Source organism: Vibrio minamisatsumaniensis (assembly GCF_050337445.1).
Classification (GTDB): Bacteria; Pseudomonadota; Gammaproteobacteria; order Enterobacterales; family Vibrionaceae; genus Vibrio; species Vibrio artabrorum.
Genome location: NZ_JAKJSY010000058.1, coordinates 20,335 through 33,243 on the forward strand (window position 1 = coordinate 20,335; position 12,909 = coordinate 33,243).

The 12,909-nt window shown below is 43.9% G+C and carries 12 protein-coding genes; 6 read left to right on the plus strand and 6 right to left on the minus strand.

The features are described 5' to 3' along the window. Positions 1-129: 129 nt before the first annotated feature. Complete coding sequence (gene fdxA / locus L4B77_RS13695) at positions 130-453, minus strand: ferredoxin FdxA (RefSeq protein WP_017074827.1); 324 nt, start codon at positions 451-453, stop codon at positions 130-132. A gap of 252 nt (positions 454-705) precedes the next feature. Here fdxA and L4B77_RS13700 point away from each other — a divergent pair, with 252 nt between their 5' ends. Further along, on the plus strand, positions 706-2,337 hold the full coding sequence (locus L4B77_RS13700; RefSeq protein WP_261840709.1) for an NAD(P)/FAD-dependent oxidoreductase: 1,632 nt from the start codon (positions 706-708) through the stop codon (positions 2,335-2,337). A gap of 121 nt (positions 2,338-2,458) precedes the next feature. On the opposite strand, the gene L4B77_RS13705 is transcribed toward L4B77_RS13700, so the two are convergent. Next, positions 2,459-3,919, minus strand: a complete 1,461-nt coding sequence (locus L4B77_RS13705) for a hypothetical protein (protein ID WP_261840708.1) — start codon at positions 3,917-3,919, stop codon at positions 2,459-2,461. Positions 3,920-4,115: 196 nt separating this feature from the next. Next, entirely contained in the window at positions 4,116-5,771 is a 1,656-nt protein-coding gene (locus L4B77_RS13710) for an ABC transporter substrate-binding protein (RefSeq protein ID WP_429751056.1), read from the minus strand. A gap of 402 nt (positions 5,772-6,173) precedes the next feature. On the opposite strand from L4B77_RS13710, the gene L4B77_RS13715 reads away from it, so the two are divergent. The 3 genes from L4B77_RS13715 to L4B77_RS13725 all read left to right on the plus strand — a co-directional run bounded on the left by L4B77_RS13715 (position 6,174) and on the right by L4B77_RS13725 (position 8,588). Beyond that, positions 6,174-7,373 (plus strand): DEAD/DEAH box helicase, encoded by a 1,200-nt coding sequence (locus L4B77_RS13715; protein WP_429751058.1) that lies wholly within the window; start codon positions 6,174-6,176, stop codon positions 7,371-7,373. Between the two features lie 102 nt (positions 7,374-7,475). Next, positions 7,476-7,880, plus strand: coding sequence for a PPC domain-containing DNA-binding protein (locus L4B77_RS13720; RefSeq protein ID WP_429751060.1), 405 nt, complete (start codon positions 7,476-7,478; stop codon positions 7,878-7,880). Positions 7,881-7,964: 84 nt separating this feature from the next. After that, a complete protein-coding gene (locus L4B77_RS13725; protein ID WP_261840703.1) occupies positions 7,965-8,588 on the plus strand; it encodes a 3'-5' exonuclease in 624 nt (207 codons plus the stop codon). Positions 8,589-8,669: 81 nt separating this feature from the next. Here the strand turns inward: L4B77_RS13725 and L4B77_RS13730 are convergent, their stop codons facing one another. Further along, positions 8,670-9,506: a DUF6279 family lipoprotein gene (locus L4B77_RS13730; RefSeq protein ID WP_429751063.1), complete on the minus strand. Its 837-nt coding sequence runs from the start codon at positions 9,504-9,506 to the stop codon at positions 8,670-8,672. A gap of 300 nt (positions 9,507-9,806) precedes the next feature. Between L4B77_RS13730 and L4B77_RS13735 the strand changes: the two genes are divergently transcribed. Further along, positions 9,807-9,980, plus strand: coding sequence for an RNA helicase (locus tag L4B77_RS13735; RefSeq protein WP_261840701.1), 174 nt, complete (start codon positions 9,807-9,809; stop codon positions 9,978-9,980). 83 nt (positions 9,981-10,063) lie between these two features. Here the strand turns inward: L4B77_RS13735 and dbpA are convergent, their stop codons facing one another. Beyond that, positions 10,064-11,443, minus strand: a complete 1,380-nt coding sequence (gene dbpA, locus L4B77_RS13740; protein ID WP_261840700.1) for an ATP-dependent RNA helicase DbpA — start codon at positions 11,441-11,443, stop codon at positions 10,064-10,066. A 175-nt stretch (positions 11,444-11,618) separates the two neighbouring features. Then, positions 11,619-12,527, minus strand: a complete 909-nt coding sequence (locus L4B77_RS13745) for an aldo/keto reductase (protein WP_429751066.1) — start codon at positions 12,525-12,527, stop codon at positions 11,619-11,621. Positions 12,528-12,718: 191 nt separating this feature from the next. Here L4B77_RS13745 and L4B77_RS13750 point away from each other — a divergent pair. After that, positions 12,719-12,909 (plus strand): transposase (locus L4B77_RS13750; RefSeq protein WP_429751068.1); only part of this gene is annotated, 191 nt, incomplete at its 3' end.

Below are 12,909 nucleotides of genomic sequence, written 5' to 3' on the forward strand. Positions count from 1 at the left end.
GTCCCTCGCTGTAGGGAATGACGTAAAAAAGAGAATCGAGGCAAAGTTTACTTCAGCCGTCATCCTCAAGAAGGAGGGACGACTGAGTTGGGGATCTTTTTTTGGGAAAGTTTATTTCAAGTAACAGAATTACTTTTCTAGCATTGCCAACTTATCAGACACACCATTCCACTTTTCAGCGTCATCCATCGGGGCTTTGACTTCCGTTTGTACCGGCCAAATCTCAGCAAGCTCTGCATTCACTTCGATAAAGATCTTTTGATCTTCTGGCAGATCATCTTCTTGGAAAATAGCTTGAGCATCACATTCAGGTACACATAACCCACAATCAATACATTCGATTGGGTTGATTACCATGAAATTGGGGCCTTCATGGAACGCATCTGCGGGACACACGGCCACACAGTCTGTGTATTTACATTGAATACAATTATCGCCTACGACAAATGCCATGTTGCTCTGCTCTATAAGTTAGTCAAAATTGAAGAATGGGGATAATACTCATCCCAAGGCAAAATTCAACATCATACGGCGCCAATATGATGTCTATTTGCGCCATGTTTCCAAATTAGTATGACAGATAAATCAATTTCTCGTAAAATGCGCGCCATTGTGAGCTTATCACTTCTTTTCAATTACAGCATTTCAAAAAACGCTGTGTTTAGAAGTGGTCTAGCTAAGACACCTTAAAAACGAGACATCAAAATGATACGTTTAACCGAAATTAAACTCCCACTAGACCATGAAGAGTCGGCGATTCAAGACGCTATTGAAGCGAAACTTGGTATTCACTCTGATCAGGTACTCTCTTTTAATATCTTTAAACGTGGCTACGATGCTCGTAAGAAATCAAAAATCTTACTTATCTACACGCTGGATGTTCTCGTTGAAAACGAAGCTGAGTTGTTAGAGCAATTCATCAGCGATCCGCACGTAAAAGTCACTCCTGACATGGCGTACAAATTCGTTGCTAAAGCTACGGAAAATCAGACTGAACGCCCTGTGGTTATCGGCTTTGGCCCTTGTGGCTTGTTCGCTGGCCTAGTGCTTGCTCAAATGGGCTTTAACCCCATCATCGTTGAGCGTGGTAAAGAAGTTCGTGAACGTACGAAAGATACTTTTGGTTTTTGGCGTAAGCGTACACTGAACCCTGAATCAAACGTTCAGTTTGGTGAAGGCGGCGCGGGTACCTTCTCTGACGGTAAATTGTACAGCCAAGTCAAAGATCCAAAGCACTACGGCCGTAAAGTCATTGAAGAGTTCGTTGCCGCTGGCGCACCAGAAGAAATTCTATACGTAAGCAAGCCGCACATCGGTACCTTTAAACTGGTTACCATGATCGAAAAGATGCGCGCTTCTATCATTGAACTCGGCGGAGAAATCCGTTTCAGCACCCGTGTCGACGACATTCATATGGAAGAGGGTCAAATTACTGGCCTAACGCTTTCTAACGGTGAAGAGATTAAATCTCGTCACGTGGTATTGGCTGTTGGCCACAGTGCGCGTGATACGTTTGAAATGCTGTACGATCGTGGCGTTTACATGGAAGCGAAACCTTTCTCTGTCGGTTTCCGTATCGAACACAAGCAATCGATGATCGATGAAGCTCGTTTCGGTAAGAACGCAGGCAACCCAATCCTAGGGGCTGCGGATTACAAACTCGTTCACCACTGTAAGAATGGCCGCACGGTATACAGCTTCTGTATGTGCCCGGGGGGGACTGTGGTTGCAGCAACCTCTGAAGAAGGCCGCGTAGTAACTAATGGCATGAGCCAATACTCTCGTGCAGAACGTAACGCAAACAGTGCGATCGTTGTCGGTATCGACCCAGAACGTGACTACCCAGGTGACGCACTAGCCGGTATCCGTTTACAACGTGAACTAGAAAGCGGTGCTTATGTTCTTGGTGGTGAAAACTACGATGCTCCAGCACAGAAAATCGGCGACTTTTTGAAAGGCCGCGATCCAAGTGCCATTGGTGAAGTACAACCGTCATTCACACCAGGTATCCACCTGACTGACATTTCAAAAGCACTGCCTGATTTTGCTATCGAAGCGATTCGTGAAGCAATCCCAGCGTTTGATAAAAAAATCAAAGGTTTTGCGACACCTGATGGCCTGTTAACCGGTGTTGAGACACGCACGTCTTCACCTGTTTGCATCAAACGTGGCAAGGACTTCCAAAGCATTAACTTAAAGGGTTTCTACCCTGCTGGTGAGGGTGCAGGCTACGCAGGTGGTATCCTGTCTGCGGGTATCGATGGTATTAAGGCTGCAGAAGCGCTAGCACTATCAATGGTAGAGCAGAACCAAGCAGAGAAGATTGAGATCGCTTAGGCACTTTCGATACTCTAAAGCCCGATAGCGGTCAGCCAAAACTGAAAATCCAGTGTCTTGTCGACACTGGATTTTTTATTGCGCAAAGGCATCTAGAGTTATTAAGTAACGATTTCTCCGCTTACTTACATGTGTCTTTTGACCAGTTCACACCATTATCTGAACATTCAAATCGACTTGTTCCATTCTGGTAATAATAACCTTTAGTCCAGTTCCCTTGAGAATATTTAGACGTTATCGTTTGAGTATAATCAAACGGCGTATTTTCAATGTACGCATACTTATGTCTATTCCAGCTATCAGCACCGTATGAACTATTGTCATCAAAATCTACCGACAGGTAGTCGAGCTCATCAAAGTCGCTACGCGACACGCTATTTAATGAATCTTCTAGATTAACCCACTCAGGGTGTGGCACTTTATTCTCAAAATTAAATTTCGCTTGTACCTGAGTAAACTGGTCTTTGTAATCATCGACAACATCTGCCGTCAAGGTTTGCATGAATCCAACACCAACATTCTGACTTGAACAACTTTCCCAATCAGGTTGTTTAGACCAACCACGGTTCAGCACACCAAAGGTCGCGAGTGAGTTAGGTAAAACTTGTTGCTTGATCGTCTCCTGCACTGAACATGAGTACTCGATTCCATCACTATCCAATGAGAACCAAGCTTGTTTATCATACTCCAAGCCATTTTTCTTTTGGCTATTACGCTCGATATGTTTGTTTATGGCCAGTTCGGTCTGCAGATCAGCTGACACTTCATGTTCAATGACAATCAGTTTGTCAGCGGTCATCACTGTCTTAACTTTATACCACTTATTAATTTCATTCTTCTTGATGTTATCCCAATGCGCCCAGTAATAATCAACATAAGCTTGTTGAGCCTTGGGGTTCTCTTGTTGAATATCTTTGGTCTCTTGATATGACTTTTTGATAGCGGGCATCAATTTCTGCGCCAGTTCATAGAGCTCCGCATTTTGATCTTTAACAAAATCGCCATACAAGTCTTCGACTGCGATGTTGTATCGATTGGCAATTCGGATGTCATGTTCTTTCACATCTTGGATAATGCTATTTTGGGTGTTTACGGCTTGCTTCAACGCGGAACAACTGTTTAAACCACCTTTATATAAATCGGCTTGGATCTGATTCCATAACACGGTCGTAAGTGGTGTCGTCGATTTAATGTCTTGATTAGAACTCACCGTCATGACTGGCGGGAATACCAATTGATAAGGTGTTGTAATCGGCGAGTTAGGACTGTCCGCATCTATTGCACCAACCGGCACGTTCACTACGATGGGTGCATAGTTCATACAGTCAGAATTAGACCCCGTCAAAGACAACTGATAACTGCCCTCATCGTCCGTGATACTACTCGGCTCTCCCTCATCTAACACGCCATTATAATTGATATCTAGAAACGCAGTCGCCCCAGAAATATACCCATCAATGGCGATACCTTGTAAGGTTTTCGTCTGAGGAGCGGGAGTACTGGAACTGCTACCACCGCCTCCCCCGCCACAAGCCGTAAGGCCACCAGCGATAAGTGCGATAGAAATAAGTTTAAGTTTCATTCGATTAAATCCTAATGAAGTACATTGATAAGTAGAGTTGTCACTGAGGGGATGACCAGAAATGACTCTGACAGCCATAGCCGGYCATAATAGTGATTAGTATTAGAAAGAAACACGAAAGGATGCTCGCCGATTCGTGCTTGTTTTCATTTTGACCAGAAACCAAAAGATGGGGAATGGGTTTAAAGTGGATTAATTACTTCTCGCTCGACGCTATCCAAAGCTTATAAAAATCACTATAACCGGTTTGGTTTATCTCGACGCCGTGCACCTCGACACTATTAGCAACCATCTCTTTACCGTGAAATAATGGACAAAGTAACTTCTGTCGATAAAGCGACTGTTCAATCTCTTTCAACTCGTTCATAGGGTTTTCGCTACTCACCGCAACTCGAACTCTCTCGCAATGCGCCTTCATCTCAGCGCTATTGAAAATGAATCGAAGTCCAGATGAAGCAAGTAGCCAATCATAAAGACCATAATCTATTGGTTGCTCGATAACTTCTTCAATGAATAGTAGGTCTGCTGACTCACTCATGGAGCTAGGGTCACTGATGTTGGGAAGTTCAACAACTTCAACCACAACACCAGTCTTGGCAATAGTTTGTTGTAGCCAGTCCGCCATTTCTTGAAGTAAAGGGATCGTCATTTTAGGTCGAGTTAACACAACATTCCCCGTCAAAATAGGAATGAGCTGATTGCTCGCTAATTCGTTGGATGAGAAAGACAAATCATCCACCACTATTTCAGGATCGAACTCTCTACTGCTGGATTTGATAAACAAGACTAAGCTGTCTAGGTCTTCAGGAGTTATGCCTGAGTTTTCTCTGCGATTAACCGCAAGGTACGAAAGTGCATTAATCGTAGTTTCTTCTGCTACGCCAGATTGATTAAAACTCAGGGTGTGATCATTTAAGCCCTCGATGTCGGTGAGCGTTATCTGTTCTAACAAGGCATTTTGAGCAAAGTAACTTCGGTGACGTTTTAGAACCAAGCGATCTTCGCTCCAATCATCTAATGAGAAAGGACCGGTTCCTATATAGGCACTGCGACCACTCGAAAAATAAGTACGCTTAAGACGGTAAATAGACGCGTGTGGACTACTTAATGCATAGAGAAACATAGGGTTTACGTGTGTTAGCTCAATCGTCAGCTGTTTATCACCCACAACTTGAACATCACTTAACTGATCAAATAAAGATTGTACCGGCCCTTCGAGGCTTTTTAACTGCAACAGGCATTGAGCAACATCTTTGGCCGTTAAAGTATCCCCATCATGAAATAACACATTCGGCCTCAACCAAAAATGCACAAAACGCCCCTCCATCTTCCAATGATGCGCAAGGCTCGCTTGAAGGTTCCCCGCACGATCTTGGACGAGTAACGTATTGTAGAGGCTTCTTAAAATATGATGTTCGGCGGTTCGGTATGTTTTAGCTGGCTCAAGGTTATCGACCCATGGATATTGAGTGATCAGTAAGTGGTCATGTTGTTCATTGAACAGACTATGTTTTTCAGTAGCGAGCGTTAGAGCCTTAATGGCCGCATCACCATAACTTTCTAGAAGACGAGGAATAACGTTAAAACACCCTTGCTCTAACTGAAGCGCTAACACTTGTTCTAATGCTTCGGAAAGGCTGACCAAAATTCTGAACTGGCTAAGCTTCCCTCGTCCTTTAGACGGGAGCCAACAAATCCAACGATATTCCGATAAGTATTTAAGGATGATCGAGGTGTTTCTGCGAGAAGTCGATAGCGAGTGTTCGAGAGCATCAATCGTTAGGTGATACTCTTCACCTAATTCATACTTTGCAATAAGCTGCTGAAGTCTACGTAAGTTAGCGTCGTTCAATGGATATCCGAATTAAGCGTCTAGAGGAACGAAAATAGCTGTAACCCAAATGGGAGGTCTATTTACTCGTTCAAAGTTGGAATATGCGATGTGAAAAGGTCGACATAAATAGTATCAAGATCCAACTTAATTTATAAGCGCCGCTTTCAGCAAACAAAATAATCAATGATGTTGAGTACTCGGTAATAACAATATGGGGGTTATGAGTCTTGCTCTGGATTCGTTATTTACTCAGCATTCCTGCCCTATCGTTGTGCTATTGAGCCAGTATTATCCAACTAAAGTGGTGTATGTTACTAGCGGTACACAAGCAACATGGTAGAATGCCGCCATTGATCTTATCCTTGTATAAGATTGTTAAACCTTTCCATCGCTATTTAGCCAAATCATACCGAGAAACTTATGCCATTTTCCAAGCTTGGATTAAGCTCACCTATTGTTAAAGCCGTGACAAAACAAGGCTATGAAAAGCCAACCTCTATTCAAGAAAAAGCAATTCCGATTGTGCTTTCTGGTAAGAACCTTATTGCGGCAGCACAAACAGGTACAGGTAAAACTGCGAGCTTTGTTCTCCCTATCTTAGAAATGCTAAGCAAAGGTGAAACGCAGCGTAAAAAACGTATCCGCGCCGTTATCCTAACGCCAACGCGTGAGCTGGCGGTTCAGGTTGAACAGAACATTACCAAGTACGCGAAATTCCTAAACCTAACATCACTCGCGATGTACGGTGGCGTATCGTACCAACACCAAAAAGACCGCTTGATTGAAGGTGTCGACATTCTGGTGGCAACACCCGGTCGTTTGATCGACATGTACGGTCAGCGCGCTGTTCACTTTGATGAAGTGGAAGTACTGGTTCTGGATGAAGCTGACCGCATGCTCGACATGGGTTTCATTGAAGACATCAACAAGATCATCGCGCGTCTACCACAAGACATCCAAAACCTATTGTTCTCAGCGACGCTTTCAACGCCTGTGCGTGCGCTAGCGAAAAGTGCAATCAGTGAAGCGGAAGAGATTTCTATCGCTAAGACTGATGCATCTAAGCCGAACATTGAGCAATGGTTGGTGACGGTCGATAAAGACCGTAAGTCAGCCCTACTCAGCCACATGATCACCGAAGGTAACTGGGACCAAGCACTTATCTTTATTGAAACTAAGCACGGTGCGGCTAAGTTGGTTACTCAACTTGAAAAGCGTGGTATCCAAGCGGAAGCCTTCCACAGTGGACGTAGCCAAGCCATTCGTGAAAAGATTCTGGCTGATTTCAAGAAAGGTCGTCTAAAATATCTAGTTGCGACAGGGGTTGCTGCTCGTGGTATCGATATCGATAATCTAAGTCGCGTAGTGAACTACGACATCCCATTCCCAGCTGACGACTATGTTCACCGTATTGGTCGTACAGGCCGTGCTGATGCATCTGGCGAAGCGATCTCTTTCCTATCGAAAGATAACTTCAAAAACCTGTGCATTATTGAAAAGCGTCTCGGTCACTTAATTGAACGTCGCGTCGTTGAAGGTTTCGAACCACGCAAAGAAGTACCCATTTCGGTATTGAATTTCGTTCCTAAGAAGAAAAGAGAACAGCAAAAACCTGATTAGTTTCAGCGACAGAAATTCGTTTTAACCAAAACAAAAAATAAGACGAAGCCTAATGCGGCTTCGTTTTGTTCTTTGCAAGATCAATAAAGTTGAGGCAATAAGATGATCACTCCTATCGCAACGAGATTAACCCGCGGCCAAGACCTCAAGCGTGAGATCCAAAGGTTAGTAACCACACACAATATCTCGGCAGGCTCTATCGCATCTTGTGTCGGTTGTGTCTCTCAACTCAATATCCGTTTAGCGAATGCGAACAATACCAAACGATTCCAAGCGCCATTCGAAATAGTCTCTGTAATGGCTACGCTAACCCCAAACCATCAGCATGTTCACCTATCGGTTGCCGATGAGAAGGGTAATGTCATTGGCGGTCATTTGCTGGAAGGGACACTTATCGCCACCACCGCTGAACTGATCGTTCACCGCTACGATACTTTGACCTTCAACAGAGAGCATGACGATTCGACGGGTTACACTGAGCTCACGATCAGCAGCAACACGCAATAAAACAACATCACGCAATAGATCGCCCCATAGCAACACTAAGCGCCCCATATAAAGCGATACAACCAAATAGTATTAGGAAACACGATGGCTCCAAACTCCGCAGACTCCGTTATCGTTCTCGATTTCGAAACCACAGGCTTATCGCCAAACATGGGGGACCGAGCGATTGAAATCGGTGCGGTTAAACTCGTTAACGGCGAAGTCGTCGACACCTTCCAACAACTCATGAACCCTGGATTTCGTGTCAGCGGCTTCATTGAAAGCTACACCGGGATCAGTAACCGCATGTTAAGCACCGCGGCCAGTTGCCGTGAAGTGATGGATGAGTTTGCAGACTTTATCCAAGGCTGCCAACTTGTTGCTCATAATGCGTCATTTGATAAGCGCTTTCTCGATGCGGAATTAGACGCTATTGGCCGCGACTATACCGGAAAGTTTGCTTGCTCAATGTTGATTGCTCGTCGGCTAATCCAAGATGCGCCAACCCATAAACTGGGGGATCTTGTGCGTTTCAAAAATATCGATAACGACGGTACTTTCCACAGGGCATTAGCTGATTCAGAAATGACAGCAAGGTTATGGCTGTTAATGATCGATGAGCTGCAGAGTGACTACGGTATTCAGCAGCCAAGCTTCCAATTGATGCAAAAAATATCGAAGACAGCGAAAGGCTCAATTCCAACACTGCTCAAGCGCTATCAAAATTAAAACACTCACATGCCACCATAACTGACAATAAAGGCTGATGAGTGTCGTAACATCAGCCTCGTTATAGTCAAGTTTGACGCCCTACTCTTGCAATGCCATCAACGTTGATTTGAGGCTTGCTAACTCAGTCATAAAATAGGCCCATTGTTTATCGCTGCTCACTGCGGCTATATCCACCAAGAACTTTGCTGACGTCTGCATATTCTGCTCAAGCTGTGACTCAAGATCATCTGGGTAATACGTTTCATTATTTAAAAGCAGGTTCATAATAATCGGCTGAGCGATATGCAGGTCGGCCTTTTTTTCCATCAACGTTGATATATCTTGATAAATAGTATTTTGATATTGCCGCCAATTCTCGTTGGTATTGACCCACGCTTGTGACCAAACAAAAATAATCTGTTTTTGTTCTTTCGATACCGACCCTAGCCAGCGCTCTAGCCGAGCTTCAATTCGACTTCGATATCGCGCTCTCGAATCTTCATCATTTAACCGCAACTTTTCTTCGTAATAGTCTTGCTGCTTTTCTCTAAAGTTCTTTAAGAATTGACTATCTTGCTTTGGACTAAGCTGCATGCTTAACGCATAAATATCCGGTGAAAACTGATTGATGATCGTGCGAATGTGGTTTTTTATTTGATCACTTTGGTCAACGATAAAAGTAGAATTGAGCTCGGATCGGTCAACCTTTTCAATGGCTTCTAATTGAGTAATATACAGCGGCAGTTGGGTGTCTTTGTGCCATTGCTGCAAAACATTGAGACGCTCATCAAGCTCGGATTCTTGACTCTTTGAGAGAGAGACGAAATCTTCAATATAGCGAATAATCAACCAATCTATATTGTTATAGGCAAATTTAGTTCCGCATCCAGCCAATAGAAAACAGAACAATAATACTGACCAACGGTAATTTGTCATCAAACCCTCTCGCCATTTTTACTGAGTAATGGACTTCCCAATACAACCTTACTAAGGTTAGCTCAAGATCTTGAATACTGGTTCTAGCAGTAATAAACGCGTTTTATCAGACCTTTTCCATCAATATTATGAAGTAAATTGAGGCTCAACCTTGCTAATCTCGTTATTTCGGCAAATGATTAGAATAAAAGCAGCGACTGACCGAAGATAACTTTATTTATATTGTTCACATGACGGAATACGAACCATAAAAACAAATGGTTTACTTATGTTTAAAGGATTTAAATTGGGGGGAAAGCGATGTCCACAACGACTCATGAGACCCAAGAGTTAGAGTACGAACTTTGCTATTTTGACAATGGAAGACTCACTACAATTACGATATCCGCTCATAATCGACAGGAAGCGATAGCTTGGTATCTAAGTGAAGAAAGACATATCAATGATATTTATTCAATCAGGCCCGACGAATAAATTATTGATGCGTCATTAATGGTGAACACCCTTTACTGCATTGTCACAAGTATGGCTCAACAGTAAAGGGAGAACGACTCGAATTACTTCAAAATTCGGGCGCGGAATTGACGCCCTTTCATCTTACCAGATTCGATTTTGTTCAGTGCTTTTTTAGCGACGGATCTTTCTACCGCTACGTAAGCACGCATTGCGAACAGATTGATCTTACCGACCGATTTACCATCAATGCCGCCTTGACCCGTCAATGCACCAAGAATATCACCCGCACGAAGTTTGGCTTTCTTACCGCCGTCAATCTGAATGGTGACCATATTTGAGTAGTACGGCTTCGCGATTGGTTTGGCTGGCAGTTCACATGGCTCAATTGGCATATCCATGTACTCATCAATTTGAGCAACACGGTACATCTCTTTTTCGCTAAAGAAGCTGATCGCAACGCCTTTGCTTCCTGCACGACCAGTACGACCAATGCGGTGCACGTGAACTTCAGGATCGCGAGACAACTCAAAATTGAATACAGCATCGAGGTTGTCAACATCAAGACCACGAGCCGCCACATCCGTCGCCACTAGAATCGAGATGGTTTTATTTGAAAACTGAACCAAAGCTTGATCACGTTCACGCTGTTCCATATCGCCATGAAGTTCGATAACGCTGAAACCTCGGTGGCTCAATTCATCGGTCACGTTCTGTACTTCTTTCTTCGTGTTACAGAACACAACCGCTGATTCTGGTTGATGATGAAGAAGCAGTAACTCTAATGCGTCATCACGAGCCTCTGTCCCTTCCACTTTATAGAAGTATTGCTGAATGCTGGAGTGATCGTGGGTTGATTCAACCTTCACCATTTCTGGGTTACGCATGATGCGGTCCGCAACAGATTTGATCTGTTTAGGGAAAGTGGCACTGAATAGCAAAGTTTGACGTTCTTTTGGTGCCGCTTCAATCACAGCATCTAAAGCATCTTGGAAGCCCATTTCGAGCATGCGGTCGGCTTCATCTAACACCAGTGTGTTCAGCTCAGACAGATCGATACGACCTTTCTCTAAGTGATCAAGAATGCGACCTGGCGTGCCCACCAGAATGTGCGCACCGTGCTCTAGTGAACCAATTTGTGGGCCCATTGGCATCCCGCCACAAAGTGTCAGCACTTTAATATTGTGAATTCCACGAGCAAGAGTACGGATCTCTTTTGCTACTTGGTCTGCAAGCTCACGAGTCGGACATAACACTAAAGATTGAACACGGAAACGCTTAACGCGTAGGTTTTGCAGCACGCCTAATCCAAAAGCAGCTGTTTTACCTGAACCCGTTTTACCCTGACCGATAACGTCCTTGCCATCCAGAATGGTAGGAAGGCTTAACGCTTGAATGGGCGTCATTTCAGTATAACCTAAAGAATCTAACGTATTCAGAAGCTCTGGTTTAAGGGCGATTGAAGAGAATTTTGAAGTGCTCAATGGAAATATCCAACTGGTGAAAAACAGAGTGCATTATGAGTGTTTTTAAAAATTATTCCACCTTAATCACAGTTTTGAGGCAACATGTTAGGCAGAGACAAAAAAACCAGCGTCGATGCTGGTTTTTATATTGTGACATCGAAATCTATATAGAAATACGACCTCCAAAAGCTCTCTATGGCACACCATGACCTTTAGATGCCACCCACACGCGATACCATTGTTCACGAGTCAGTTCGATTTTTAGTGCATCAACCGCAGTCTTCACACGCTCAATCTTACCTGAACCAATAATCGCGATCGGATTCGATGGTAAGCAACGAATCCAAGCGTAAATCACTTGGTCAATGCTGTCTGCACCCACTTCTTGACGAATGGCTTCTAGCTCATCACGAACACGAATTGCTTGTGCAGAATCGCCACTGAAAATGCTACCACCACCGAGACAAGACCACGCCATCGGGCGAATACGATTCATCTGCAATTGATCTAGCGTGCCATCATGAGCCACTTCGAAGTTCAATGGGTTGATTTCAACCTGGTTGGTCACTAATGGCTTACCCAATCGAGATTGAAGCAATTCGAATTGACGCGGTGAAAAGTTAGAAACACCGAAATGCTTAACTTTGCCTACCTTGTGTAGCTCTGCGAACGCTTCTGCTACTTCATCGGCATTCATCAACACGTCTGGGCGGTGAATCAACAATACATCGATATCGTTAACACCTAAGCGCTCTAATGAATTATTGACTGATTGGTAAATATGCTGAGCACTGGTGTCATAGTGATTGATCTTACGATCAGGAGTGTGGTCGCCACATAAGTTGATATCGCACTTAGTGACAATTTGAATTTCATCACGAAGGGCAGGCTCAAGTGCGAGCGCTTCTCCAAACAGCGTTTCACATTGATAGTTTCCGTAGATATCCGCGTGATCGACCGTTGTTATACCAAGCTCAATGTGCTGTTTCAGGAAAGTTAGGCGTTGTTGCGCAGTCATGCCCCACTCAACCGTACGCCAGTACCCCTGCACTAACTCCGAAAGTTCTAGGCCTTGTGGCGCTGTTGTTACTCTTGCAACCATGGGTTGTCTCCTTTATCAATACTGCATGTATCCTATGCCCGTTTAACGAAAGGCTCAACTACAATAAATGCAAAAAGTAAACTCGTTTCTAAAATGTGAGAGCCACAGAAAAATGAACATTTAAAGCAATGATCCGCACCAGAAGTTTTGGACACCGAGTTAAGTGAGTACAATCACTAACGAGGTGAACAATGACAACTAAGAAAACACGAATCAAACATGCTCCTGAATTTAAAGCCGAAGCGCTTAAGTTAGCAGAGAAGGTCGGTGTCTCTGCTGCCGCACGACAGCTTTCGCTATATGAATCTCAAATTTATGGGTGGCGTAAAGCCGTCAAAAAAGATGCGAAAATCAGCGATAGAGAAAGGGAGCTCGCCACTGA

Excerpts from the sequence above, each read along its gene's own strand:
- fdxA (WP_017074827.1), bottom strand. The coding sequence starts at position 453 with ATGGCATTTGTCGTAGGCGATAATTGTATTCAATGTAAATACACAGAC.
- L4B77_RS13700 (WP_261840709.1), top strand. The coding sequence starts at position 706 with ATGATACGTTTAACCGAAATTAAACTCCCACTAGACCATGAAGAGTCG.
- L4B77_RS13705 (WP_261840708.1), bottom strand. The coding sequence starts at position 3,919 with ATGAAACTTAAACTTATTTCTATCGCACTTATCGCTGGTGGCCTTACG.
- L4B77_RS13715 (WP_429751058.1), top strand. The coding sequence starts at position 6,174 with ATGCCATTTTCCAAGCTTGGATTAAGCTCACCTATTGTTAAAGCCGTG.
- L4B77_RS13720 (WP_429751060.1), top strand. The coding sequence starts at position 7,476 with ATGATCACTCCTATCGCAACGAGATTAACCCGCGGCCAAGACCTCAAG.
- L4B77_RS13725 (WP_261840703.1), top strand. The coding sequence starts at position 7,965 with ATGGCTCCAAACTCCGCAGACTCCGTTATCGTTCTCGATTTCGAAACC.
- L4B77_RS13730 (WP_429751063.1), bottom strand. The coding sequence starts at position 9,506 with ATGACAAATTACCGTTGGTCAGTATTATTGTTCTGTTTTCTATTGGCT.
- L4B77_RS13735 (WP_261840701.1), top strand. The coding sequence starts at position 9,807 with ATGTCCACAACGACTCATGAGACCCAAGAGTTAGAGTACGAACTTTGC.
- L4B77_RS13745 (WP_429751066.1), bottom strand. The coding sequence starts at position 12,527 with ATGGTTGCAAGAGTAACAACAGCGCCACAAGGCCTAGAACTTTCGGAG.